Consider the following 26,018-nt stretch of genomic DNA (forward strand, 5'->3'; position numbering starts at 1 on the left):
TTATATAATATGTTTCGTCTGAAGCTAAAATTAATTACAATAGAAAGTAGAGTGACTAACGCCATTAAAGAAAGCTGGCGCTAGTCTGACACTACTTTTCTTACCATCTACTATTGTTCCACTTTATCATACCATTCTTGCACACGTTTCGTAACTTCTTCTCCACCTGATTGCTTCCACTTCTCTACGAACTCATCGAATTTATCAAGTGGCCACTCTCCGATCACTATCTTTGTTAAATATTCCTGGAACAGTTTATGGGACTGGATATCCGGATACCCTTGATAAACTGTACTTGGCAGACCATCGCCTGCAATTCTTCTGGCATCGGCTGTAGCAACGTCAAATATATCCTTAATCATTTGCTGGTCTTCTTCCGGAAAGGAATTATCGATACGGATATCCATCGATTCTTCAGTTTGAAAATTTAACATCCCTAATGGTAATGGTGTTTCATCTGTTGCTGGAAGTAATACTTTTTCACCGTCCACGACTTCATGTTGTGCACCTTCTATTCCATATTGGATAAAATCAGCATTTTCAGGATCATAGAAGAAATCAAGCAGTTTTAAAGCATTTGCAGCATTATCTTCAGATGCTGTAGGAATTAACCATTCAGGAAGTCCCATGCTCTTCTGCGTGATAAATCCATCAAAGCCCTCCACCTCAGGTAACGGCATTCCGCTCACATAAGCGTCCGGGGCTTCCTCTCTCATTGCAGCGAGCTTATCACGGAGATTGGCCGGCAGATGATACCAGCTGCCTACTAAATTATTATTAACTTTCGCTTGCCATACGTCCCCTTTATTAAGGAATGTTTCGTTATCTAATAAATCTTCTTCGTATAATTCACGGATAAATGCAATAGCTGCTTTCATATTTTCAGATGTACCAGCATAATTAATATCACCATTATAAATATCCCATTCCGGATATCCTTCCCACATCGCTACACCAAACATGGAAAATAAATGGTCCATCCATCTTCCAAACTCTCTTCCTGTGGTAGGAAGTTCATCTTGTTTGCCGTTTCCATTCGGATCTTGATCTCGAAAGGCTATAAGCATTTCTTTATACTCATCCAACGTCTGCGGCATCTCCATTCCTATTTTATCAAGCCAATCTTGACGTAACAACGCCGCACGTGAAGGAACTAAATACACTTGTGGCACATAATATATTTTGCCATCAGAAGAGGCAGTGCGAACAATATCCCATGCTTCATCAGGAATTCTTTCCCATACATGTGGAGCATACTTAGGTAATAAATCATCTAATGCCAAAGCACCACCTTGATTGATAATGGTTTGCTCAACACCCCCAATTGGCCGTAATATATCAGGAAAATCTTCCGATGCAATCATGAGGTTAATATATTCAGCTGGTTCAGAACCTGGCGGTGTCGTTATTAACTCGTATTCCACGCCTATTTTTTCTTTGACATATTGCACATGTGGATCATCACTGTCCGGGATCGTTCCTTTTCCCATATGACTCTTGAAAACTGTTACAGTTGCTGATTCCTCTCCAGCATTATTTCCATCTGATGGATTATCTGTATCTCCTGCCTGTTCATCATTGGAACAAGCTGTCAATACGGATAGTATCAAAATTGCCAAAAATCCCATCCACGTTCTTTTTCTTTGCATCTCGTTTCCTCCCCCAAATGCAAGTTTATACTACTATGGAACCTACCATTGTCTTCTTGACAAAACATTTGAGCAAATAAATTAACATGGCTGTGATAATGTTTTCTATCGTTGCTGCTATCGGTGTCGCTAATTGCTTCACTGAAAGAATGCACACAACTTCAACTAAAAAAATAATTTATTCCTTACAAAAAAATGAATTGACTAGCGCCAAACTATTTGAGAACGCTGGCGCTAGTCTTACAATGAATTCTTTAATCGATCATTATTTCACTTTATCATACCATTCTTGGACACGATTCGTTACTTCTTCCCCACCTGACTGGTTCCACTTTTCCACGAACTCATCGAATCTTTCAATTGGCCATTCGCCAATCACAATCTTCGTTAGGTATTCCTGGAACAGTTTATGAGACTGGATATCTGGATAGCCTTGATAAACTGTACTTGGCAAACCATCACCAGCAATTCTTCTGGCATCTTTTGAACTTACTTTAAAAATATCTTTCACCATTTGTTGTTCTTCTTCCGGGAAGGAGTTCTCGATACGAACATCCATTGATTCTTCGGTTGTTAAATTTCTCATCCCTAACACGACTGGTTTATCATCAGAGGATGGCAATAAAACTTTTTTACCATCTACCACTTCATGCTGCACACCTTCGATACCGTACTGAATGAATTCTTCATATTCCGGATTGTAGAAAAAGTCGAGCAGTTTTAACGCATTTGCTGCATTCTCCTCTGATGCTTTCGGAATCATCCATTCTGGTTCACCCATGCTTTTTTGTGTAATATATCCGTCAAATCCTTCAACTTCAGGTAAAGGCATACCAACCACATATGCATCTTCTGCACCTTGCTTCATTGCAGCATATCTTTCTCTCAAGTTGGCAGGTAAGTGATACCAGCTTCCCACTACGTTATTGTTTATCTTCGCGGTCCAGACGTCACCTTTATTCAAAAAGGTCTCATTATCCAATAATTTCTCTGCATATAATTCACGGATAAACGCAATCGCTGCTTTCATATTTTCAGATGTACCTGCATAATTAATTTCTCCATCATAAATATCCCATTCCGGGTAGCCTTCCCACATTGCTATACCGAACATCGCAAATAAATGATCCATCCATCGACCGAATTCCCGGCCACTGGTAGGGAGTTCGTCTTGCTTGCCATTACCGTTCGGGTCCTGATCACGGAAGGCAATCAGCATTTCTTTATACTCTTCTAAAGTTTCTGGCATTTCCATTCCTACTGCATCCAGCCAGTCCTTACGCAATAATGCTGCACGCTCTGGAATTAAATAGACTTTTGGTATATAATAGATTTTTCCATCGGGAGATGCTGATCTTACAATATCCCAAGCCTCTTCTGGAATTCGCTCCCACACATTCGGCGCATATTTTGGTAATAACTCATCAAGAGCAAGCGCTCCACCCTGATTAATTAATGTTTGTTCGACACCGCCAATCGGACGTAAAATATCAGGGAAATCTTCAGAAGCAATCATTAGATTAATATATTCGGCAGGCTCAGATCCAGGAGGTGTCGTTAATAACTCATATTCAACTCCTGTTTCTTCTTTTACATATTGCACATGAGGATCATCACTTCCAGGAATCGTTCCTTTCCCCATATGACTTTTGAATACCGTAACGGTTGCTGTTTCGTCACCAGACTCCCCTGATTTCTCTCCTTCTGACTGATTATCTGCTTCCCCTGCCTGTTCATCACTTGAACAAGCAGTGAATACTGATAACATCAAGATTGCCAGTAAAACCATTAACCCCATCCATGTACGATTTCGTTGCATCTTGTTTCCTCCCCAGAATTAAATTTATTCTTTTATGGAACCTAATACTGCACCTTTCACAAAATATTTCTGCAAATAAGGATAAACCATGACGATCGGAATCGTTGCAAAAATAATCGTTGCCGCTTTTAATGTCGTCGTATTAAAATCAAAGTCTCCCATAATTAAATCAACCGCTGCTAATTGTTCCTCCGACGTAAAGAACGCACGCAGCCGCATTTGTAACGGCCATAAACTCGGATCCCTCAAAAACAAGACCGCTGATTTGAACGTATTCCAGTAACCAACCGCATAAAACAAACTGATCGTAGCCAATACTGGTTTTGATAGTTGTAAATAAATTTGAAATAGCAAGCGAAACTCATTACAACCATCAATCCGTGCGGCATCATCAATATCTTTTGGTATCCCCAGAAAGAAAGTACGAACGATGACCATGTTAAAGGTACTGATTAAACCAGGAATAATTAATGACCATATCGAATCCATTAACCCCACTTCTCTTACGGTTAAAAAGAATGGAATCATCGGTGCATTAAAGATCATTGTCAGCACCATAATTAACATAATTGGTCTGCGTAATAAAAACTCTTTCCTTGATAATGGAAACGCTGTCATAATCGTAAATAACATACTGAGAATCGTACCGACTACCGTAATAAAGACGGTGACACCAAAGGCACGCCATAATACTTCATTTTGCAAAATATGTTCCCATGTGGCAAGTGTAAAATTCACTGGAATTAAAAATACTTCTTTGGAATCAGCAGCTATTGGCGAACTGAAGGAAACGGCTAATAAGTGAAGCAAAGGCGCAATCATGGTAGATGCTAACACAATCAATACCAGATAATTAAACACCTGAAATAATCGTTCTCCTATTGTTTGTTTCATTTACCACAGCCCCTGTTCTGATTTTCTCGCAAGACGGTTAAAAATCCACAATAATGCAAATCCAATGACAGATTGGAATAACCCAATTGCCGTTGTCAAACTGTACTGCCCTTGTAGAACCCCAGCCCGGTACACATATGTTTCAATAATATCACCTACGGAATACGTCATTGGTGTCAACAAGTTGAATATTTGATCGAATCCTAATTCAAGGAAGTTACCAATATTCAAAAGAAATAATACTGCGATGGTAGGTAACATTAAAGGGAGTGTAATATAGATGGTTTGCTTAAAACGATTGGCTCCATCTATAACAGCCGCTTCATAAAGACTAGGATTGATTGCCGTTATCGCTGCTAAATAAATGATGGTACCCCATCCGATTTCCTTCCATATACCAGAAATAATGACAATGGATCTAAAGTAAGCTTCTTCCTGCATAAACAAAATCGGTTCAAAACCTAACATTTCTCGAAATGCATTTACAATCCCTTGATTGGCCAACAGCTCGAATACAATACCGCCAACGACCACCCAGGAAAGAAAATGCGGTAAATAAAATAAACTTTGTACTGTTTTCTTGACAATCAGTACTCTCACTTCGTTAAATAATAATGCTAAAATTATTGGTGCTGGGAATTGAAAAACTAACTGATAAAGTGCTATTAAAGCAGTGTTTCGTAATACTTCATGAAAATCCTGATAATGCAGAAGCATCTTGAAGTTTTCCAAACCGACCCACGGACTTCCTAAAATACCGTTAAAAATCTGGTAATTCTGAAACGCGATGACACTACCCATAAGCGGAATATACTTAAAAACAATATAAAAAATAATTCCGGGTAAGATCATTAAATAAAGCATCCAATGCCTGCGAATATTTTTGATCAGTCTGTTCTGTTTGACTCGATCCCATTTACTGCTTTTTTCGATAATCGCTTGATCAGCCATGCACTCCCTCCTTTCTGTTTGGTTGATCAAATCATACCTCGAACTATAATGTAAGCGCAATCAACCATTCTCATAATAACTATTCAATTCCTATATTCACACTATTTGGAGGATTGGTTCATTAAATGTTAGAAATGTTTGTTCTAAGAAACAGCAAGGATTTGAGAACATTTCGATAAAAACGGATGCATATTAGATATATCATGTTTCCTATAATGCGGATTATGTTAAGTAGAACTGTCTGAAATTGTGGCAATTATGATAGATTTCATCTACTTAGCAAAGCTCCGGAAATATGCTCCGCGTCCTGTGGGCACGGCTTCAGCTAGGCTACTACTTGAACAACTTCTTTGCTGCCTTGTACCGAGGAAGCTCACTTCGAAGCGATACTTGCAGGCACAGACAAAGTGGATCTTCAGCTCGCGCTGATTCCACGGGAGTCTCCGCATATTTCCTACGCTTTAAGGAAGTTCTGCAACTTATGAAACAGCTAAAAGTAGTGGTTCTAGGCGCTATGAAAGTATATGTGTAGTAAGAACACTCATTAATACCATATACCACATACTACCTCTTGCATCAGTTGTAGAGCAAGTAACATAGCGTAGGCCAACCACGTAGACTCCCGCGGGACGTGCAGGTGCTGAAGATCCACTTTGTGAAGCGCTCTTCTTCACAAAGTTAGCTTCAGCCGTGCCCCCCAGGACGCGAAGTGGTTGGCCGGAGCGGTATCACAGCACCTTAATCATTTCAAAAGAAGCACGTGGCTACTTAACATAATCCCCAATATCGGTAGCTACATTATTATTTTTACAATTATCGACTTTCTTGCTAACAAAAAAACGATCAGCAATTGAATGCTGATCGTTTTTTCTTATTCTACTGCAACTTGCTCTATCTTTGTTTCTGCGGGTTGCTCTTCTTTTTGTTGTGGAGTTGATTTCACTCGTTTGATAAAGAACGCTAATACCAACGCAACTGCCGCAATAAAGGTCGAGATGAAGAAGGTAAAGTTAATTCCGTTTAACATCGCCTGATTAATTAGTTCCTGAGGAATACTTTGTTCTGCTCCACCTGTTACTTGGCTTGGATCTAAGTTACCGGCAGCAATGTTTTCCTGAACAATATCTGTTGCACTTGATTCGGTACGCTTATTCATGATCGTAATTAACAATGCGGAACCGATCGCACCTGACACTTGCTGTAACGTATTATTCATTGCTGTACCATCTGGATAGTTCGCAGCAGGCAACTGATTTAAACCATTTGTCATGACCGGCATCATTACCATGGACATCCCAAACATTCTAAATGTATAAAGAATAACCAAAGTTGAATAAGCAGTGTCCATGCTAATATTACTAAAGAAGAAAGTTGTTGCTGTCGTAATCGTTAAACCAAGAATCGCTAATACCTTCGCACCATATTTATCAAACAATCGACCAGTAATTGGAGACATAACCCCCATTACTAATGCACCTGGAAGCATTAATAAACCAGATTCCATTGGCGATATACCACGAATCGTTTGAATATAAATCGGCATTAAGATCATCGCCGAGAACATCGCCATCGCAATCACGATAGAAATAGCAGATGATAATGCGAACATTGGGTATTTATAGATTCTGAATTCAAGCATTGGCACATCCAATTTCATTTGACGGACAATGAAAGAAACAAGACCAATGGCACCAACAATAATGGTACCGTACACCCACGGATCCCCCCAGCCATCATCACCAGCAGAACTGAATCCGTATAATAATCCACCAAAACCTATACTTGAAAGAACAATCGAAAATACATCTAATTTAATTTCTCGCTTACCTGTAATATCTTTCAATTTAAAGATCGAAATAATTAAAGATAAAGCAGCTATCGGAAGTACAATATCGAATAGCATTCTCCAGCTGTAATGTTCCACAATCCATCCTGATAAAGTAGGTCCAATAGCGGGAGCTGTAATCATAACAATACCAAAAGTACCCATTGCCGCCCCACGTTTTTCAACTGGGAAAGCATTAAGCATAACGTTCATTAGTAACGGCATCATAATAGCAGAACCAGATGCTTGAATCATTCTGGCAGCTAATAACACACCAAACGCAGGAGCAATACTTGCTAAAAATGTACCTAACGTAAAAAGGGTCATCGCTGTAATAAATAATTTCTTGTCAGAGAATCGTTGAATTAAAAAAGCACTTGCAGGAATTAATATACCGTTGATAAGCATATAACCTGTAGAGAGCCATTGTACGGACGTAGCATTTACTTCGAATTCAGACATTATCGAAGGCAAAGCTACATTTAATAAAGTTTCATTTAAAATAGATACAAACGCACCAATAAATAATATAGCAATCATGCCATATGGTGGTTTTTTCTCTATTGAATGATTGTTTGACATTCGTGTATCCTTCTTTCCATTATAGTTGTTAAATGAAGTACTTACTTATTCTATACCTATAGTTCAATAATTGCAATATATATTTTTTACCATATTAAAAAACATTGATATTATAGATTTTATTAGATAAAATTAAATTATACCATCGTTATAAAAGGGTGAAAAAATGAACGATACACGAAAAAAAATCATTGATGCTGCCCACTCCTTATTTGTCAAAAAAGGATTTGCAGCTTCTTCTGTACAAGACATATTAGACAAGGCTGAGATTTCGAAAGGAACTTTTTACAATCATTTTCATTCAAAAAATGACTGTTTACTCGCCATCCTTTCCTTCGTAGAAGAACAAATAGATACAGAACGTCAAAAAATCGCTATTGGTAAAGAAAAAGACAATGAAGAAGTCTTCATCGAGCAAGTCGCGATGAAAATGACAATGAACCGCGAGCATAATATGATGACGGTGTTTCAAACAGTTTCCATATCTGAAGATGAACAACTGAAAGCTTATATGCACAGAGCCCATGCGAAAGAACTCAAATGGCTGGCTCAAAGAATTGCAGATATTTATCCTGCCAAAGGAAGCCATTACACAATGGATCATGCGATTATGTTACTCGGCAGTATTCACAGCTTCCAGTTTGTTGCTAAATTAGGATCTGGTCAGACACCATCCATTGAGAAAGTCATTCGCTATGTACTTAGACGAATTAAGTCGATGCTTGACGATCAAATAAAGACACAAGAAACGTTCTTCCAACGACATTGGTTAGATCACGACTTCACAAATGAAAAAGATCAGCAACAGACACTTTTTCAGCAGTTAAAACAATTAGATACCGATTTACAAAGTAATGGTAACGAAACAAAGCTTGCCTATGTTCAATTTCTTATTAATGAATTACAAGCAGAGGAACCAAAATATTTCTTGATCGAAAGCGTCTGCCAATCCATGTTGCAAGCCTTTACTGATTCATCATTAGAACATGAGATTCAGCAAGTGGTCCATCTGATTCACAAATTACATTTATAGAAGAGATGGAGACATGCCAGCACATAAAACATGTCAATACGATCTAAAAGCCGAACATAGCACGAATCTTTTTTGATAAGATTCGGTGTTATGTTCGGCTTTTAATTTGCCTCTTACTTATTTCAAAAAAAATCACTAGCTAAGAAATTAGTTTAACATTAAACTTTTTTCACCAATACAGAGAGGAGCGAACGAATTGGTGAACACAAATATTTTTAAATTAATCCATATGATTGAAAAAATAAACAATGAACACATCATTCACTTTACAAAAGCTTATTCCTATCCGCTTGGCATTTCGCCGATCTTAGCATTGTCTGAGTTACGCTCACACGGTCCTTTAAAACAGGTAGAGCTTGCCAATACAAAAGGAGCCATGACAAATATTGCGACAAAACTCGTAAATCTCGGTCTTGCTGTTCGACAACCAGATGAACAAGATAAACGTACCATACGTATGGTGATCACACCTGAAGGAGAAAAAGCCCTTTCTGAGGCACAGGCGATAGGCAAAAAATTATTTATGGACATCTTTGAAGTATTAAGTGAAGAAGAGCTGAACCAATATTTAATGATTCAGGAGAAATTATTAGAAGCTGTAACCAAAAACGACTAATAATAAGGAGGAAACAAAATGAGCAGATTAGCAGGCAAAGTAGCAATAATTACAGGTAGAGCCCGTGGCATGGGTGCTTCTCATATCAAACGCTTCACAGAAGAAGGTGCAAGCGTCATAATTGCAGATATTCTTGAAGAAGAAGGAAAAGCATTAGCAAATCAATTAGGTGATAGCGTTGAATTTAAAATGCTTGATGTAACAAAAAGTGATAATTGGAAAGAAGTAATACAATACACTGAAAACACCTTTGGCAAGATTGATATTCTCGTGAATAATGCTGGCATTAGTATGAACAAATCACAGAAGAAGACTATCGAAAAATCGTTGATATCAATCAAATTTCCGTCTTCTTAGGTATACAATCTGTTCTTACTGCCTTGAAAAAGGTCGGTGGCGGATCGATTGTGAATATTTCGTCAATTAATGGACATGTTGGTGGCGCGATAGGCTATACAGATACCAAATTCGCAGTAAGAGGTATGACAAAAGCAGCTGCACTCAATTTAAGCCCGTATAACATTCGAGTAAACTCTGTTCATCCAGGTGTCATCGAAACACCAATGATCATGCAAGAAGATTCAAAAGAAACAATTGAGGCGTTCGCTAAACACATTCCTGCTGGCAGAGTAGCAAAACCAGAGGAAGTCACACAGCTGGTACACTACCTCGCTTCTGTTGAATCCAGTTACAGTAGCGGCTCCGAATTTGTCGTTGACGGTGGATTAACCGCACGATAATAATACTTCCTTAAATAGAATACTTCATTTATCAAGAACGTCGCAGTATCCACTGCGGCTTTTTTGATTTCCTTCGATCCCTAATAAATCCTTAGGCATATAGAGGATTCTTGATTTAAAGCTGATTCATGCCTACAGCAATTTACAAATACGAGCATATTGTTATTACAAAGAATGTGTAACAACTAACAAAAAAGATGCATGTATGTCATCAGAAGGTGTGATAGCAATTGAAAATCATGACTGTTTTAGGTACGAGACCGGAAATTATCAGGTTAAGTCTTATAATAAAAAAGCTAGATCAATTTGCTGACCAACATATCCTAGTCCATACTGGCCAGAATTTCACGGCTACACTCAACGATGTCTTTTTCGATGAATTAGATGTGCGTAAGCCTGATTATGTGTTAGGAACAAACCAACTTACATTAGGTGAGCAGTTATCTCTTTTATTTAAAGACCTCGAAAAGATTATTTCAAAAGAAAAACCAGATAAAGTACTCGTCTTAGGCGATACCAACAGTGGTTTAAGCGCCATTCTATCAGAAAGAATGGGAATTCCTGTTGTCCATATGGAAGCGGGAAACCGCTGTTTTGATTTGGAAGTACCGGAAGAAAAGAACCGAAAAATCATCGATGCCGTCTCTAGTTGCAATCTACCCTACACTCCCAACAGTAAAGAAAATCTTCTAAGAGAAGGCATACAACCTAACCGTGTCTTTCTATCCGGCAATCCGATATATGAAGTATTAGAGCATAACCGGTCCAAAATTGAACAAAGCACCATACTTGACCGGCTCCAATTAAAGGAAGACGGTTATTTTCTAGCAACCTTTCACCGAGCAGAAAATGTGGATCATGCTGGTAAATTAGCAGAAATACTTAAAGGATTGAATATGGTCGCAGATATATTTCAAAAGAAAATTATTTGCAGCGTACATCCCAGAACACAATCTCGGATCGAGGCAAGTTCGGGATTACCTGAACACCCTCTAGTTGAATTTCATGAGCCATTCGGATTTTTTGATTTTGTCAAATTAGAGAAAAACTGTCTTTGTGCCTTAACCGACAGTGGCACGGTACAAGAAGAATGTTGTTTATTTCACATTCCTACCGTAACAATTCGAAAAACAACCGAAAGACCAGAAACTATCGAATGCGGCAGTAACATGTTGTCTGGCATTGATGCACAACAAATTGCTCTGTCGACTCGCGTAATGATCAAACAACCACGAGATTGGACTTTTCCAGAAGGTTATGATCACCGCAATGTATCGGATAAAGTAATTAAAATTGTCATGGGAGGCATGAATTATGTTTAAAGATCAAACGATACTGATTACAGGCGGTACCGGTTCATGGGGATATGAATTGGTACGTCAGCTTATTTTATTCGAACCGAAAGAAATCCGGATCTATTCTCGAAATGAATCCAGCCAATTTACGATGCAACAAGAATTCGACAATCACCCACTCCTGAAATTTGTCATAGGAGATATCAGGGAAAAAGAAGCAATAACCGAAGCGTGCCAGGATGTCGATTACCTCTTCCACCTAGCGGCACTGAAACACGTACCGGTCTGTGAATATCAACCACTCGAAGCATTAAAAACAAATGTTCACGGTACACAGAACGTCATTGACGCTGCAATCGAGTGTGGTATTAAAAAAGTGTTATATATTTCTACAGATAAGGCCGCAAATCCTTTCAATTTCTATGGATTGTCAAAAGCAATGGGAGAACGACTTATCATTCATGCCAACACCTTAAACAGCGATACCCAATTTGTCTGTATTCGTGGTGGCAATGTGCTCGGAACTAACGGCAGTGTCATTCATGTTTTGAAAAAGCACATGAAAGAAAAAGGAAAAATCGGTATTACAGACCTAAATATGACTCGATTTTTCTTAACTATTGAAGATGCGATTCGACTTGTTTTTAAAGCCACTTCAGAAAGTATCGGTGGTGAAATATTTGTGATGAAAATGCCAGCTTGTAAAATCATGGACATTGCCCAAGTATTAATAGACGCCTCGGGCAGGAAAGATATTGCTATTGAAGTAATCGGAACGAGACCTGGTGAAAAAATCCACGAATTATTATTATCCGATAACGAAAGTCAAACAGCCATCACCTATGATGAAGAATATTTTGTTATTTTACCATTCATCCACATTGATGGTTTACAAGAGCATTATAAAAATTATCCACCTACTGAGCTTGCAAACTATAATTCCAGCAAAGATTTAATGTCAAAAACAGAGATTCATGCAATGCTCGCAAAAGGGAGGTTCATCTAACATGAAGCTGCTAGTTCTTGGCGGACATGGTATGGCAGGTCATGTCATTACAAATTATTTTAAGCAGAAAGATAACTTTCAGGTTTTTTATACGTCGAGAAATAAGACAGATAAAGATAGCATCTATCTAGACGTGACGAACTTGACAAGACTAGAAGAAATAATCGATATCATCAAACCTGATTTTATCATTAACTGTATCGGTGTTCTAATCAAATATGCACAGAAGAATCCAGAAATGGCTTATCAAATTAATAGCATCCTTCCATATCAAATCACCAAATTAGCGGATAGATACCAGAGCAAACTGATTCACCTCAGTACAGATTGTGTGTTCTCCGGAAAACAAGGCAATTACACAGAAGATGATGAAGCAGATGGCACTACGATATATGCGCAATCCAAAAAACTGGGCGAAATAAAGGAAGATCACCATTTGACCATTCGCACATCCATCATTGGCCCTGAAATGAAAGACGATGGCCAAGGATTATTTCTCTGGTTTATGAAACAGCAGGGTCAAATTAAAGGATTTGAGAAAGTGCTATGGAACGGTATAACTACTTTAGAATTGGCAAAAGCGATAGACGTAATGATAGAAGAGCAAGTGACTGGATTAGTTCATATCGGCGCCAAACAAAAAGTATCAAAATACACATTATTAAAATTGATCCAGGACATTTTTGATAAACATGACGTAGATATTATAGCTGATGACGAAAACACGTTGGATCGTACTGTTCAAAGTAACCGAAACGATTTCAGCTATGACGTACCATCCTACGAAAACATGCTTCTAGAGATGAAGGAATGGATGGAGCAATACAAATCGCTATATGAACGCCTATAAAATGGACAAGGCGAATCACCATATAAGTACTATTTGAATCTCATTAGGTCATTGTCCAATACCTCTCTCCCTTATATGTCATACACTATGTTATCTTGAAAAAGAGAGTTGGCTTATCATGAAAACATTCGTAACGGGTGGAGCAGGATTTATCGGGTCTCACCTTGTCGACCATTTAATACAACAAAACCATGAAGTGCACATCATCGATGATTTATCATCCGGGAAAAGATCTTATCTGCAGCCACAGGCTATTTTTCACCACATCGATATCCGCAGTGATCAAGCGGGTGATTTAATTAGGGAAGAAAAACCAGATATACTCTTCCACCTGGCAGCTCAAGCTGATGTGACAAGATCTATTGAAGACCCAAGATTTGATGCTGATGTAAATATTAATGGAACGATACAATTATTAAGGGCTTGCAATGATGCAGAGGTACAAAAATTCATCTTTTCTTCCACTTCCGCAGTTTATGGCAATTTACAGAAGGAATTAATTACGGAAGAAGATCGTGCCATTCCCTTCTCCTATTATGGATTATCGAAATTAAGCGCAGAATTCTATATTCAGTTATTTCATCAACTGTACCAGCTTCCGTATGTCATTCTTCGCTACGGAAATGTCTACGGTCCGCGTCAGACTGCTAAAGGTGAAGGAGGCGTGATTGCTGTTTTTATGGAAAAAATCAGAAACGAACTGCCTTTAATGATTCATGGTGATGGAGCACAATCCCGAGATTTCGTCTATGTTGATGATGTGGTGCATGCTAATATAGCAGCAATGGCAAGCGAACAGAACGGTATGGTACAAATAAGTACTGGTAAACGAACTTCCATCAATCAGCTCGTAGAATCGCTATCTTCTCTACACCCTAAACCACTTGAAACACTTCATAAACCAGGAAGAATAGGCGACATCAAGCATAGCTGCCTTGCCAACCAAAAGGCATTTGACTTGTTGAAATGGAAACCAAAAACAGAAATCGCACAAGGAATTCAATATACGTATTCCTATTATCAATCGTAAGCGCGAAATACTGGTGATATAAGAAATCTGTGTAAGCTGGTAGAACGATAGAAAGAATCGCCTTAATTCGCAGCATAACTTTACAGCATAAGAGAAAAGCCGAACATAAAGTGGATGTTGTTTGAAGACATTTCTAGTTATGTTCGGCTTTTCAATTGCTTGAATACTTATGTCAGTCCAGGGTTTTTCAGCTTTTTTCTTGTACAAAAAAGCCCTCTTGATATGTGCAGGGACTCAATACGCATTGGGCCGAACTAGAATACTACCAAGAGGGACCCTATTGTTAATATAAATTGGAACTCACTCCAAGAACTTGAATAGTAGAATTGCGATCATTACAAATAAATCGTTAGTTATCTTTCTTTATGGCACGCTCCTTTTTCTTAATTGCCTCCTGATAAATATGGAAAACCTTTTTGATCGCTTTGTTTATTTTCCAATGTTTTAACGCCCATTCTCTCACGTTTTTCCCTAGATGTTCCCTTAATAACGGATCTTCTAATAATCTTTTCATCTGCTCAAATAAGTGTTGCGAATTACCCATTCTTGTGATTAAGCCTGTTTTGCCATCTTGGACCATTTCAGGAAGACCTCCAGCATTACTGGTGATGATCGCTTTCCCTGCCAGTTGTGCCTCAATAACTGACAACGGTTGATTATCCAATTGACTCGGCAGAACAAAAATATCTGCTAATGATAACAAATATGGAATATCTCGACGATTACCAAAAAAATAAACATTCTCTTGTAAACCATATTGCTTCACTTTCTCTTGTAAATCATTCCGATCCGGCCCTTCCCCTACTATCCAGCAAACCCATCCATCATACTCTTTCTTTAATATTCTTAGCGCCTCAACCAAATCATAGACACCTTTTTTTTCAATAATTCTACCTGTAAACAAAATCAGCTTCTTATCCGCAGGACGCTCAATCTCCGTTTTTTCCGACATTTTCTGAATGAACGTTTCAATGTCGTAACCATAATGAAGAACTCGAAGTTTATTTTTAGGTATTTGATATTCTTTCATGAATATTCTTTTGAGCCAATGATTAGCAACGATTGTATATTCAGCAGCCATTGCCCCTTCCTTTTCCATTTCATCAAAATAACGACAAGCAATTTCAGCTGTAGGTGATTTAAAAACCCTCGTAACTGCATCTTTCAATTCTTGTGCCGCCGAGCCATGAATACTGGAAACTTGTGGTATCGTATCAGGTCTGATTCGATTTATACAAGCACTAGATATGACATCTTGAGTATGGATCAAATCATAATGAGTAATGTCCAGCTTTCGCGCTGCAATTTCATAAATACAGCGTTGCAACTCATAGTATCTAACATATTGGTCTTGCTGGATAGCCGAAGATTGCTTCTCACGAATTGCAAATGCTGTCTGTACTTCATCCTGTATTGCATTCTTCTCTATTTGCCTTTGCTTATTCCATATATGAACGATCGTATTTCCCTCATTGAACCCCATAAGATCCACCTGATGACCCTGTTGTTCATATTGATCTTTTAATTGCATCATATAATTCCACACACCACCGACATGCGGAACAGCCCAAAATGTGGCCAATAAGATTTTCATAGCACATCTCCTTAAATCTCTTTAAATTATTCTCCCTCTTCAATCTTATGCGAATTCGTCCATAATTGTTTGGATAGAAATCCTTTTTACTCTGTTGTAATGCCTGTTTATCGATGAACGTATTTATCTGCCTACAGCAATAACGGTCATCCAGCATATAATAGCACTACACAAAGTGATCGACTAAATGGAGGCCTGAAGATGAAACTAACCAATATAACGCATCAGCTGCAAATACCAGCAGATCACGAAAATTGGATTTGATTGCAGTGTCCAATAATAAGAAGTTGCTTATTACCGGAGCTAACGGTTTCACCGGACAGCACGCCTGTAGTTATTTTCATAAAAAAGGGTTTGACATAACTGCTGTTTCCCATTCAACGAGTAAACAAGAAAATCAAATTAGCTGGGTCAGGTGTAATCTCACTGAACAGGATCAGGTAAAACATTTAATAAATAGTACGAAGCCAGATTACGTATTACATTTAGCTGGACAAAATGATGTTAGTCACTCCTGGAAAAAACCAGTCCAATCGATAGAAACCAATATGCTTGCTACCTTATATCTATTGGAGGCGATTCGAGAAGTCGTTCCATTATGCCGAATTGTTGTCGTTGGATCAACGCTGCAGTTTAATCCTTTGTCAAAGAGTACGTTAAAACATCCATATGGCTTAAGCAAAACATTGCAAAGTCTGGTTGCACAGTCATGGGTACCGTTGTACAACATGGAAATTATTATTGCTAATCCTACCAACTTGATCGGACCAGGTCCTTCTAATGGAGTCTGTTCCATTATCGCGGAAAATCTAGCAAAAACGGAAAGTATGAACACCCCATCCCCACTCGAAATCAATTTACAAGCACAACGCGATTTTCTCGATGTTCGTGATGCGATTACGGCATATCATCTCTTACTGCTAAAAGGATCTGCTGGTGAAATATACAATGTCACAACTGGCAAAAATCGAACTCTTGGTGAAATTGTGAAACACTTTCAATCAATGTCCAGCAGTGATTTTCATGTTGGTTCAAAGACTACGAATCAAGCAGACATTCAACCAGTGGTAAATCCTGCTCGTTTACATGAACTAGGTTGGGAACCCACCATATCACTCAAAACATCATTATCAGATACACTTCATTATTACCGGAGACGGAACTCATCAGCGTAATTTGATAATGACAAATACACGGATATTTTAAGGAGGGGTATAGATGAACCCTAAAGTAACGATTGTAATGCCGTTTTACAACTGTTCCTATGTGGATCAGGCAATTGAGAGTGCACTGGCACAAACCTATGATAACGTAGAGATCATTGTAGTTGATGACGGATCTACTTCTTATACGGAAAAAATAAAACCCTATATGAACCAATTAACATATATCAGGAAAGAAAATGGTGGTACAGCTACCGCTTTAAATCGAGGTATACAAGAAGCCACTGGAGATTATCTTGTATGGCTTAGTTCTGATGATGTGTTTTATCCAGAAAAAGTTGCTAAACAAATGACATTTACTCAAGACAATAAGGCATTAATCAGCTTCACTAATTTTGATATTATTGACAACGAAAACAATGTAACCATGAAATGGGGAGGGTATCGATTAAAGGATGACGCCGAATTTTACAAACGATTTTTGCTGACGAATATTGTGAACGGATGTACAGTTATGATAAAAAAAGATTTGTTCGATCAATTCGGATTATTTAAGCCAGAGTATCGCTACACACAGGATTACGAAATGTGGTATCGATTAATCGTGAAAGGATATAAATTTCATTACTTAGATGAAGTGCTTACTAATTTCCGCAGACACGAAGAGTCCGGTACAAATAAACACTTACCTGAGCTTTACAAAGAAATGCATAAAATTGAACAAATTTATCGTCCACAATTATTAAAATTATTTAATATTAAATAACAGAGGAAACAGATTGTTTCGATGAGAAATAAATTAGGATAGAGGTGTGATCAATTGCTAGAAAAACAAAAGTATATTGATAAGTTATTGAGCTGGCCACCACCATTATACGACGAAGAATTTCCACTAATATTTTTTTGGAGACCAAAAGGAGGCTGTACCTCTTTAATCAAGTGGTATTTTTATCAAATCGGCTTACTTCAAACGGCATTAGATTATGATCCATGGGTTCATTTATACCGTGAAGAACAATTTTACAGGCAAAAGGATTATAAAGAAAACGTAAGGAAAGAGCTATTAAAAGGAGAGAAAAAAGTATATAAACTGGTTCGCAATCCATATAGAAGAGCTGTTAGTTCCTTCTTAAGCATGATAGGGAATGAACAGATTCGAGAGAGCGTGTTTCCTGGAGTCAATACCGGAATTTCCTTTAAGCAATTTTTGCACCAAGTAAAGCGGCTTGGAGTGAGCGGTGATAAAATTGATCTACACATAGCGGAACAATACGAAGAAGGGGAAGAATATTTTATTGACCGTTATCTAAAACTGGAAGACTTCAACGAACAAATCCCGCTAATTGAAAAGCAATTTAACTTAGCAGTCTCTCCCCTGTCAGAAATTACTCGTTCACCTCATCACATGAAGCAAAAAATGAAAGAAACGAAGGAGATTCACTTTTCGGATGTTCCCATCACGATTAAGGATCTAGATAACATACCGAAATATGATCAATTTTATGACGAAGAAACAGAACATTTAGTTGCTGACTTATATGCGAAAGATTTTAAGAGATTCGGCTATGCTAAATAAGATAGAATCAAATAAGATTAAGTATAACAAAACCGGAACATAGCGTCCCGGTTTTGTTTCATTTTACTCCTAAGTCATGCAACATCTTTACAAAGTTTTGTCCATAGCATTCCGGACTAAAACTTGTTTGCAAATGACTGTCTGCATTTTTAATAATGGCGTTTCTTGATGAATGATTGGACATCAGTTCTTTCGCTTGTTCCACAGCTTCTGTTACATTTCCTAGTGTATAATATTTTCCAGTCTGATTATGAATAACAGAACTTTTTACTCCGTCAGAATCTGTTGTCAACACTGGACAACGGCAGCTCATTGCTTCCAAAATCGATAATGGTGCGCCTTCTACCTTTGAAGTAGAACATAAAAATCCTCCAGAATCACCAATTCTTGAAAAATGCTCCGCCATTTTTTCATGTGGTACATTCGCATGGATGGTAAGACTGTCTTCTAAACCAAGCTCTTTTATCATGAGATTGAATGCATTCCGCTCTGTTGGTGTGCTGATCGTAGGATCTTCATACATATACAACTGTATATTGGAATTATACTGAATCATTTCCTTGCCAATCTGCAAGAATTCCCTCCAATTTTTATTATCCTCAATACGTCCAATCCAAGCAATAATGGGAGAATTTTTTTCACTTGAAGGTACATAACCAAACTGTTTCGTATCAAATGAGTTGTTAAAATGAAATGTCGGAACAGTCGGATAGAATTCGTCTATCAATTCTACTATATGAGGTGTTTTCGGTGTTAAAAAAGCATCAGCGTGCTTCATTACGGTAGGAACAGCCGATTGAAGCACTGATTTAGCCACACTTTTTGGCCCGTATCCTTGAATTTCTAGAATTATCTTTCCTCGGAATCCTAATGAACGGAAGACTGGCAGGATATCAAAGTCTGAAGTCACTACTAAAGCACTGTAATTATTCTTTGCAAGGATTTCTTTCAAGTCATTAACATCCTTGGTAATATAAGTTGGAGCACCATGATCATTCACAAGTTCTCGTCTTTTTTCATAATACAGAAAATGCGGGTTTATATGATGAGATTGAAGTACAGCTGATCTTTGACGATTTAATGTCTCTACTCCCCCGCTTGGGACATAATATACGAATAATATATTTATGTTCTCAGGTTGGTCGAGTGAAAGAGCTGTTTTCTCGACTAATTCACTGTGTTGGTTTTTCATTTTCTTACCACATTCTAATTCCTCATTTGTTTCATCCGAATACATACCGTCATCCCCCTTCGTATTCATACTATGTATATGTAAAGTTAGCTGGTAATGTTAACTCTTAAGGGAAAGAGGAAAAACGAGAAATAGCATGCTCTGATCTTTCATTTTTTCATTCCTTATCTATTAGGGGAAATAGGAATCTGGCTGAAGCAATTTTCTTCATTTCATCGAAAGAAATGCACAAAAAAAGAATGTATGTTCGAAGTTTTTTTGTTATAATTGACGTGGATAATGTTCTATTAGGGAGAAGTCGGCTAATCCCCGTCGAAAGGGGGTGATGCCACTGAGTATGTATGAGAGCTTTATGGTGCTTTTTTCATTTGGCACAATGCTTATCGCACTACTCGCTTTGATTGTTTCGATAATCAATAAAAAATAGACCTCCCTATTTACCCTGACAAGTGACTAGGTGAGGTCTATCGCGCAAGATAGCCGAACCCTCTCTGGGGGAACCGCTTATCCGAAAGCCACAGTGTTTGCTGTGGCTTTTATATTTGTGTTGATCTTATATTTATTATAACAGTTTGCAGCGAGTTTGTCATGAGTATTTGTCTCGCTTTCTATAACCCTTACCCTATACGTATCATTCGTTGAAAATTCCCAGCATTCTTATAATTCAAGTAGAATTCGTTTTTGAAAAGATCTAATTCGTGCATTGCTTTTTGATTTTTTATAGCATTTTTGGTCCATTCCCCACTAGATGGGCATATGCTATTGAGAATCATATTTCCAAAGAGGTGATATTTATGAATGATCCTATACAATCATTTCAGCAAGGTTATTTTCGGAACCCATCACATCATGGCGGAGGTGGCACTCATCATGGCCCCCATCACGGTGGTGGGCATGGACCAAATGGACCTGGATCCCATCACGCCCCAGGACCAAATCACGGAAACGGACATCATCCACATCATCCACCACACAATAATCCCTTTAATCCATTAGGTTTCGCAGCAGGAGCAGCTACTGGTCTATTACTAGGCACAGCGGCTTCTCCAGGACCATATACAGCACCATATCCTTATCAGTATCAGTACCCATATCCTCCATATCCTCCATATCCTTATTCTGCAGATTATCCAGGTTACCCTTATTATCCGTATCCATATCCAAACTATTACTATTAGAAAGATTCGGCATTCGCCTCATCTTTTAGCGAGTGCCGAATATCCACTTATACTTTTGGTGCATTCTAAAGTTTCACCACCTCGATTCTTCATCGTTAGAATCTCTCCTAACGTATGAAAAAAGAGCAAAAAACTGCTCATTATTGTATAAAGTACTGACACAACAGCATGTTATGAATCTGCTAACAGTCTTTTATTTATTTCATCTACCACTTCTTCAGTAGTTTGATTCCCTCCTAAATCAGGTGTTTTAATTCCAGACGTAATGGTGCTTGCCATAGCGTTGAATAATAGTGTGGCGAGCTCTGGATAACCAATATGATCCAGCATCATCTTCGCCGACCAAATTTGTCCGATTGGATTCGCAATCCCTTTACCAACAATATCTGGAGCTGAACCATGAACCGGTTCAAACATGGAAGGATATTTTCCTTCTAAATTAATGTTAGCAGCTGGGGCAATGCCTATACTTCCCATTATTGCTGCTCCAATGTCTGTCAATATATCTCCAAATAAATTACTTCCAACGATCACATCAAAGCTACTCGGCTTTGTTACTAAAAAAGCTGACAATGCATCAATATGCTGTGATTGCTTTTCAAGCTTCGGATAATCTTCGCCTACTTCCGCAAAGATCTTATCCCAAAATGGCATACTATAAACGATACCGTTAGATTTAGTGGCACTTGTCACTTTTTGATTTCGCTCTTCGGCCAAGGTACATGCAAATCTGATCGTTCGTTCTACTGCTTTCCTGGTGAATACTGCGTTTTGAATGGTTATTTCATCAGGACCACTGTGCATGGTTCCGCCAATCTCACTATATTCACCTTCACTATTTTCACGAACAACCATAAAATCAAAATCGTTTGGATTGGCTAAGGGGGATGACACACCTTCTATATATTTTACAGGACGTAAATTTATAACCTGTTGACACTCTCGCCTAATTTTAATCAATAATCCCCATAAAGAGATATGGTCTGGAACAAGGTTTTGGTCGCCGACAGCGCCTAAAAAAATTTGCTCATGCTGCTTTAATTCATTGATACCATCCTTTGGCAACATTTCTCCATGTGCTAGATAATAATCACATCCCCACGGAAATTCCGTAAACTGAAAGGTAATACCGCCATGGATATCTGCTAATACATTTAACAAATCCAGCGATACAGGGACAACCTCTTTTCCAATTCCATCACCGGGAATCACAGCTATGTCATGTGTAACCATAAGGCACCTTCTTTTTTTGTAAAATATGAATAGTTGTAACCGCTCAAGACTCGCCTTATCTTTCTCACGCTCATGAACATTCCACATACATGACGAAATACATTCAACCGGCTATGCGAACACTTAGCGTTTTCGATACATCCACTTAGTTTCACCAAACTCTCCATGTATCCCTCCATCTTCTTCATCATAGCCAAGTGACATTAAGATCATATACCAATCGATACATATTGTTTCTCTAAAAAGTCCTCAATACCCTGATGGCCGCCTTCTCTGCCAACGCCGCTTTCTTTCATTCCGCCAAAAGGAGCTTGTGCGGCAGAGACGATTCCTTCATTCCAGCCGACAACACCGTAATCGAGATTCTCAATCAGCTTCATACCTCTGCTTAAGTTCTCGGTAAATACATACGCCGCCAGACCATAAGGCGTATCATTCGCTAATTGTATTGCTTCTGCATCTGTTCTCACCTTTTGAATCGGAGCGACTGGGCCAAATGTTTCTTCCTTCATCACAATCATATTAGCATTGACATCCTTCAAAACGGTTGGTGCATAATAATTGTCGCCAGCCGCAGCATTTCGGTCTCCGCCAACAACCACTTGTGCTCCTTTCGACACCGCATCATTTACATGCTCTTCCACTTTTTCTACTGCTCCGTGATTAATTAACGGGCCAATATCTGTATCACTATTCAGACCATTACCAAGCTTCATGCTTTTTACTTTTTCAGCAAAACGCTCGATAAAAGCGTCATAGATTCCCTCTTGCACATAGATTCTATTCCCACATACACACGTTTGACCGGCATTTCTGAACTTCGATGCCATTGTTCCTTCCACTGCCTTATCGAGATCCGTATCATCTAAAATAATAATAGGAGCATGACCTCCAAGCTCAAGCGATAATCGCTTCAATTGCTTGGCACCTTGTTCCATCAGTTTTTTGCCAACAGCGGTAGAACCGGTAAATGTCACTTTCTTCACTTTGGCATTCCCCATCAACTCTCCACCAATTTCAGTGGATGAACCGGTAACTATATTCACAACACCGGCAGGGAAACCTGCCTCATGGCAAAGCTCCACTAATTTGATTGCGGTTAAGGGTGTTTCTCCGGATGGCTTCACAACAACTGTACATCCAGCTGCAAAAGCCGGAGCCATCTTTCTAGTTAACATGGCTGCCGGGAAGTTCCACGGAGTAATAGCTGCGACAACACCTACGGGTTTCTTCCAAACTTGCATTCTATTATTCGGTTTATGAGAGGGAATCACTTCCCCATAGATTCGCTTCCCTTCTTCTGCATACCAATCAATATAAGACACGGCATAATCGATTTCACCACGAGATTCTGCTAACGGTTTTCCCATTTCTAATGTCATAATCCTTGCGATTTCTTCCTTCTGATCAATAATTAGTTTCGCCCATTCTTTCAGTAATCGATATCGCTCATAAACAGTCGCTTCTGACCAGCTTTTAAAAGATGCCGCAGCTGCGTCAATTGCTACACTCGTTTCTTTTGCACCCGCTTTTGGTATGGTTCCGACGATATCGCCTGTTGCCGGGTTGTAGATATTCTTCTGTTCGAGTTGTTGACCGGTCCATTCGCCATTTATATAATTTAATCCATTCATGTTAGCACCACCTTATTATCATTTATTGGTATTACACCACTCAATGATAGCATGTGTAATAATTTCAGCTGTTTCAAAGATTTTATCGAGTTCAATATATTCATTTGCAAAATGGGCCATGCTGGTTGTTCCCGGTCCAAAAATAACACTTGGGATATCACCTGCCTGTGTCAGCAGTCCGCCATCCGTCCCCCATGTTGAACCAGCAATAACCGGTTCTTCTTGTTTAATCGATGTATAGGTTGCTTTTAGAACGTCCATAAAGGCGTGATTTAACGGACAGTCACCAGGAGGAAGACGTAAGCCAAACCATTCCACCTCAACGGGATGCTTCTGAAACCATGGATCTTTTTCTGCTAAATTGGCCAAAGTATCTTCAAACTCTTGCCTTGCCTCTTCAATTGTTTCTCCTGGCGCAATACCATACCTACCCTCAATTTCTACGTGATCAGGTACCGCTGAAGGGAAGTATCCACCTTTAAAACTACCAACATTTAAAGGGATCGGAATTGGATTGTCTGCATACAACGGATCTGTGATACGATCGTTTCGTTTTTTCTCTAATTCGAGGAGGGTTTGATAAACGAGTACCCCTTTATCAATCGCGCTCACTCCCTCGTACCTCGTACCACCATGCGCAGATATACCCTTGACCTTAAGTCGAAACCAATTCGAACCTTGTTGCTTAGGGAAAATTTTCATTTGACTTGGTTCTGGAATTAATGCAACATCTGCCTTGTAACCTTTTTCGATAGCAGAGAGCGTTCCAGAGCCACCAGACTCTTCCTCAATCACACTGCAAAAAATGATATCTCCTTTTAACGTCAGATTCATTTCTTTTATGGTTTCCAGCGCTATAATCAAAGCCAGGTTCCCACCTTTCATATCGGTTGCACCTCGACCGAATAATTTGCCATCCTTCACCTTTCCTGAAAAAGGATCATCCTCCCACGGATCCAAATCACCTGCTGGGACGACATCAATATGACCATTTAACATAATCGAATGACCTCCCCCTGAACCAGGCAATACACCAACGACATTCGGACTCCCTTTAAAACTTTTACGCGTCGAATTAAAAAAAGGATTTTGTGAAAGTGTTTGATAATCTGGTTCCCAAACATCGACCTCTAAGTCCAATTCATGTAATTTTTCGGCAACAATAGTCTGCACGCCTTGTTCATTGCCCACTGTACTAGGCTGCTGCACCATTCGTTGAAGCAGGGTGGTATAATGCTCTCGTTTGCCATCAATACATGTTTTAATCTGTTGAGACAAATCCAAAATTATTTCCCCCTTACTGTTGTTGGGATCACTCATGCTCTCTTAAATAAATATGTCTTCTGACGGATAATTCTATCAGAGATTTATCCTGTACTTGCAATGCATGAAACAAATCTTCATGCTCCTTGTAAAACAATTCTTTGTTCTGCTTATAATACGTATCTAGCTCCGACAAAAAGGTGCGTATTTGAACTTGAATCAAATCATACATCTTCACTATTCGCGAGTTATTACACAAATGGACGACAAATAAATGGAATTTCAAATCCAGATCAAACATCGCATTCCAATCATCTGTCTTGGCCAATTCTTTCATTTCATCGATAATGTTACTTAATTGCTGGAAATCTTCTGCTGTCATCACTTCTGATGCATTGATAAATGCCTGTGTTTCCAGAATAGCCCGAACTTCCATAATCTCACGAACATCTTCATCACTATGTTTAATAACAAAGGTACCTCTTCTTGCCTTATTCTCAAGTAACCCTTCAAACTCCAATGTTTGCAAGGCTTCTCTCAGCGAACTTCTGCTCACCCCAAATTCTTCGGCCAGACTTGCTTCATAAAGTCGCTCACCAAACTCAATTTCACCATTCCAAATACGTTTTCTAATTTCTTCTGATATCACTTCACTGAGCGGTTTTTGAACTAGTTTATTGTTATCATTCATTACTCTCTTCCTTCATAAAATTTATTAGCACTCCTGAACGATTGTCGACATAACTATAATATAACCACATTTTACCCGCTAGTATGCTAACTGTCAATAATATATCTGAATATTACGAACTATTGACTTTTCCTGAAATATGTGCAAAATTATAAGTATACCTCATCTTGTCGACATACGACAAGTATCCTCCCGAACGAAAGG

At 38.7% G+C, this 26,018-nt stretch carries 22 protein-coding genes and 1 pseudogene; 12 read left to right on the forward strand and 11 right to left on the reverse strand.

Translation table 11 applies throughout. The annotated features are described in order from the left end of the window. Positions 1 to 110: 110 nt before the first annotated feature. The 5 genes from MUN88_RS00085 to MUN88_RS00105 all read right to left on the reverse strand — a co-directional run bounded on the left by MUN88_RS00085 (position 111) and on the right by MUN88_RS00105 (position 7,720). Complete coding sequence (locus tag MUN88_RS00085; protein ID WP_244719356.1) at positions 111 to 1,649, reverse strand: extracellular solute-binding protein; 1,539 nt, start codon at positions 1,647 to 1,649, stop codon at positions 111 to 113. A 265-nt stretch (positions 1,650 to 1,914) separates the two neighbouring features. Continuing rightward, the gene (locus MUN88_RS00090; RefSeq protein WP_244719359.1) at positions 1,915 to 3,468 is read right to left on the reverse strand and encodes an extracellular solute-binding protein; all 1,554 of its coding nucleotides are present in this window, start codon (positions 3,466 to 3,468) and stop codon (positions 1,915 to 1,917) included. Between the two features lie 24 nt (positions 3,469 to 3,492). Further along, on the reverse strand, positions 3,493 to 4,362 hold the full coding sequence (locus tag MUN88_RS00095) for a carbohydrate ABC transporter permease (RefSeq protein ID WP_244719362.1): 870 nt from the start codon (positions 4,360 to 4,362) through the stop codon (positions 3,493 to 3,495). Next, positions 4,363 to 5,313 carry an ABC transporter permease gene (locus MUN88_RS00100; protein ID WP_244719365.1) on the reverse strand — a complete coding sequence of 317 codons (951 nt, stop codon included), beginning with the start codon at positions 5,311 to 5,313 and terminating at the stop codon, positions 4,363 to 4,365. A gap of 871 nt (positions 5,314 to 6,184) precedes the next feature. Further along, positions 6,185 to 7,720, reverse strand: coding sequence for a DHA2 family efflux MFS transporter permease subunit (locus MUN88_RS00105; protein ID WP_244719368.1), 1,536 nt, complete (start codon positions 7,718 to 7,720; stop codon positions 6,185 to 6,187). Positions 7,721 to 7,886: 166 nt separating this feature from the next. Between MUN88_RS00105 and MUN88_RS00110 the strand changes: the two genes are divergently transcribed. From MUN88_RS00110 to MUN88_RS00140, 7 genes and pseudogenes are all read left to right on the forward strand, one after another. Then, positions 7,887 to 8,753, forward strand: a complete 867-nt coding sequence (locus MUN88_RS00110) for a TetR/AcrR family transcriptional regulator (protein ID WP_244719371.1) — start codon at positions 7,887 to 7,889, stop codon at positions 8,751 to 8,753. A gap of 199 nt (positions 8,754 to 8,952) precedes the next feature. Then, on the forward strand, positions 8,953 to 9,369 hold the full coding sequence (locus MUN88_RS00115; protein WP_244724691.1) for a MarR family winged helix-turn-helix transcriptional regulator: 417 nt from the start codon (positions 8,953 to 8,955) through the stop codon (positions 9,367 to 9,369). A gap of 18 nt (positions 9,370 to 9,387) precedes the next feature. Continuing rightward, positions 9,388 to 10,109 (forward strand): annotated as a pseudogene (locus tag MUN88_RS00120) (SDR family oxidoreductase). A gap of 230 nt (positions 10,110 to 10,339) precedes the next feature. Beyond that, complete coding sequence (wecB, locus tag MUN88_RS00125) at positions 10,340 to 11,431, forward strand: non-hydrolyzing UDP-N-acetylglucosamine 2-epimerase (RefSeq protein ID WP_244719374.1); 1,092 nt, start codon at positions 10,340 to 10,342, stop codon at positions 11,429 to 11,431. Next, complete coding sequence (locus MUN88_RS00130; RefSeq protein WP_244719377.1) at positions 11,424 to 12,410, forward strand: polysaccharide biosynthesis protein; 987 nt, start codon at positions 11,424 to 11,426, stop codon at positions 12,408 to 12,410. Before wecB ends, MUN88_RS00130 begins: the two co-directional genes overlap by 8 nt. A gap of 1 nt (position 12,411) precedes the next feature. Beyond that, positions 12,412 to 13,260, forward strand: a complete 849-nt coding sequence (locus MUN88_RS00135) for a dTDP-4-dehydrorhamnose reductase family protein (RefSeq protein WP_244719380.1) — start codon at positions 12,412 to 12,414, stop codon at positions 13,258 to 13,260. 118 nt (positions 13,261 to 13,378) lie between these two features. Beyond that, positions 13,379 to 14,290 (forward strand): NAD-dependent epimerase/dehydratase family protein, encoded by a 912-nt coding sequence (locus tag MUN88_RS00140; protein ID WP_244719382.1) that lies wholly within the window; start codon positions 13,379 to 13,381, stop codon positions 14,288 to 14,290. 349 nt (positions 14,291 to 14,639) lie between these two features. On the opposite strand, the gene MUN88_RS00145 is transcribed toward MUN88_RS00140, so the two are convergent. Next, a complete protein-coding gene (locus tag MUN88_RS00145) occupies positions 14,640 to 15,884 on the reverse strand; it encodes a glycosyltransferase family 4 protein (RefSeq protein ID WP_244719385.1) in 1,245 nt (414 codons plus the stop codon). A gap of 254 nt (positions 15,885 to 16,138) precedes the next feature. On the opposite strand from MUN88_RS00145, the gene MUN88_RS00150 reads away from it, so the two are divergent. From MUN88_RS00150 to MUN88_RS00160, 3 genes are read left to right on the forward strand one after another with little or no spacing between them, the layout of a single operon-like run. Next, a complete protein-coding gene (locus MUN88_RS00150) occupies positions 16,139 to 17,059 on the forward strand; it encodes an NAD-dependent epimerase/dehydratase family protein (RefSeq protein WP_244719388.1) in 921 nt (306 codons plus the stop codon). A 43-nt stretch (positions 17,060 to 17,102) separates the two neighbouring features. Beyond that, positions 17,103 to 17,813 carry a glycosyltransferase gene (locus MUN88_RS00155; protein ID WP_244719391.1) on the forward strand — a complete coding sequence of 237 codons (711 nt, stop codon included), beginning with the start codon at positions 17,103 to 17,105 and terminating at the stop codon, positions 17,811 to 17,813. A 54-nt stretch (positions 17,814 to 17,867) separates the two neighbouring features. Beyond that, positions 17,868 to 18,623, forward strand: coding sequence for a sulfotransferase family 2 domain-containing protein (locus MUN88_RS00160; RefSeq protein WP_244719394.1), 756 nt, complete (start codon positions 17,868 to 17,870; stop codon positions 18,621 to 18,623). Positions 18,624 to 18,681: 58 nt separating this feature from the next. Here MUN88_RS00160 and MUN88_RS00165 read toward each other — a convergent pair whose 3' ends face one another. Continuing rightward, positions 18,682 to 19,860: a glycosyltransferase family 4 protein gene (locus MUN88_RS00165; protein WP_369809920.1), complete on the reverse strand. Its 1,179-nt coding sequence runs from the start codon at positions 19,858 to 19,860 to the stop codon at positions 18,682 to 18,684. Positions 19,861 to 20,167: 307 nt separating this feature from the next. Here MUN88_RS00165 and MUN88_RS00170 point away from each other — a divergent pair, with 307 nt between their 5' ends. Both MUN88_RS00170 and MUN88_RS00175 read left to right on the forward strand, forming a co-directional pair. Then, a complete protein-coding gene (locus tag MUN88_RS00170) occupies positions 20,168 to 20,242 on the forward strand; it encodes a putative holin-like toxin (RefSeq protein WP_369810014.1) in 75 nt (24 codons plus the stop codon). A 367-nt stretch (positions 20,243 to 20,609) separates the two neighbouring features. Further along, positions 20,610 to 20,993: a hypothetical protein gene (locus MUN88_RS00175; protein WP_244719396.1), complete on the forward strand. Its 384-nt coding sequence runs from the start codon at positions 20,610 to 20,612 to the stop codon at positions 20,991 to 20,993. Positions 20,994 to 21,164: 171 nt separating this feature from the next. Here MUN88_RS00175 and MUN88_RS00180 read toward each other — a convergent pair whose 3' ends face one another. From MUN88_RS00180 to MUN88_RS00195, 4 genes are all read right to left on the reverse strand, one after another. Next, positions 21,165 to 22,226, reverse strand: coding sequence for a tartrate dehydrogenase (locus tag MUN88_RS00180; protein ID WP_244719399.1), 1,062 nt, complete (start codon positions 22,224 to 22,226; stop codon positions 21,165 to 21,167). A gap of 209 nt (positions 22,227 to 22,435) precedes the next feature. Continuing rightward, the gene (locus MUN88_RS00185) at positions 22,436 to 23,860 is read right to left on the reverse strand and encodes an NAD-dependent succinate-semialdehyde dehydrogenase (RefSeq protein ID WP_244719402.1); all 1,425 of its coding nucleotides are present in this window, start codon (positions 23,858 to 23,860) and stop codon (positions 22,436 to 22,438) included. A gap of 18 nt (positions 23,861 to 23,878) precedes the next feature. Next, a complete protein-coding gene (locus MUN88_RS00190) occupies positions 23,879 to 25,144 on the reverse strand; it encodes a peptidase (RefSeq protein WP_244719405.1) in 1,266 nt (421 codons plus the stop codon). Positions 25,145 to 25,172: 28 nt separating this feature from the next. Next, positions 25,173 to 25,814, reverse strand: a complete 642-nt coding sequence (locus tag MUN88_RS00195; protein WP_244719408.1) for a GntR family transcriptional regulator — start codon at positions 25,812 to 25,814, stop codon at positions 25,173 to 25,175. Positions 25,815 to 26,018 lie beyond the last annotated feature (204 nt).

It is taken from the genome of Gracilibacillus caseinilyticus, assembly GCF_022919115.1.
In the GTDB taxonomy this organism is placed as follows: Bacteria; Bacillota; Bacilli; order Bacillales; family Amphibacillaceae; genus Gracilibacillus; species Gracilibacillus caseinilyticus.

Coding starts and splice junctions, on each gene's coding strand:
- MUN88_RS00085 (WP_244719356.1), bottom strand. CDS start 1,649: ATGCAAAGAAAAAGAACGTGGATGGGATTTTTGGCAATTTTGATACTA.
- MUN88_RS00090 (WP_244719359.1), bottom strand. CDS start 3,468: ATGCAACGAAATCGTACATGGATGGGGTTAATGGTTTTACTGGCAATC.
- MUN88_RS00095 (WP_244719362.1), bottom strand. CDS start 4,362: ATGAAACAAACAATAGGAGAACGATTATTTCAGGTGTTTAATTATCTG.
- MUN88_RS00100 (WP_244719365.1), bottom strand. CDS start 5,313: ATGGCTGATCAAGCGATTATCGAAAAAAGCAGTAAATGGGATCGAGTC.
- MUN88_RS00105 (WP_244719368.1), bottom strand. CDS start 7,720: ATGTCAAACAATCATTCAATAGAGAAAAAACCACCATATGGCATGATT.
- MUN88_RS00110 (WP_244719371.1), top strand. CDS start 7,887: ATGAACGATACACGAAAAAAAATCATTGATGCTGCCCACTCCTTATTT.
- MUN88_RS00130 (WP_244719377.1), top strand. CDS start 11,424: ATGTTTAAAGATCAAACGATACTGATTACAGGCGGTACCGGTTCATGG.
- MUN88_RS00135 (WP_244719380.1), top strand. CDS start 12,412: ATGAAGCTGCTAGTTCTTGGCGGACATGGTATGGCAGGTCATGTCATT.
- MUN88_RS00140 (WP_244719382.1), top strand. CDS start 13,379: ATGAAAACATTCGTAACGGGTGGAGCAGGATTTATCGGGTCTCACCTT.
- MUN88_RS00145 (WP_244719385.1), bottom strand. CDS start 15,884: ATGAAAATCTTATTGGCCACATTTTGGGCTGTTCCGCATGTCGGTGGT.
- MUN88_RS00155 (WP_244719391.1), top strand. CDS start 17,103: ATGAACCCTAAAGTAACGATTGTAATGCCGTTTTACAACTGTTCCTAT.
- MUN88_RS00165 (WP_369809920.1), bottom strand. CDS start 19,860: ATGTATTCGGATGAAACAAATGAGGAATTAGAATGTGGTAAGAAAATG.
- MUN88_RS00175 (WP_244719396.1), top strand. CDS start 20,610: ATGAATGATCCTATACAATCATTTCAGCAAGGTTATTTTCGGAACCCA.
- MUN88_RS00180 (WP_244719399.1), bottom strand. CDS start 22,226: ATGGTTACACATGACATAGCTGTGATTCCCGGTGATGGAATTGGAAAA.
- MUN88_RS00185 (WP_244719402.1), bottom strand. CDS start 23,860: ATGAATGGATTAAATTATATAAATGGCGAATGGACCGGTCAACAACTC.
- MUN88_RS00195 (WP_244719408.1), bottom strand. CDS start 25,814: ATGAATGATAACAATAAACTAGTTCAAAAACCGCTCAGTGAAGTGATA.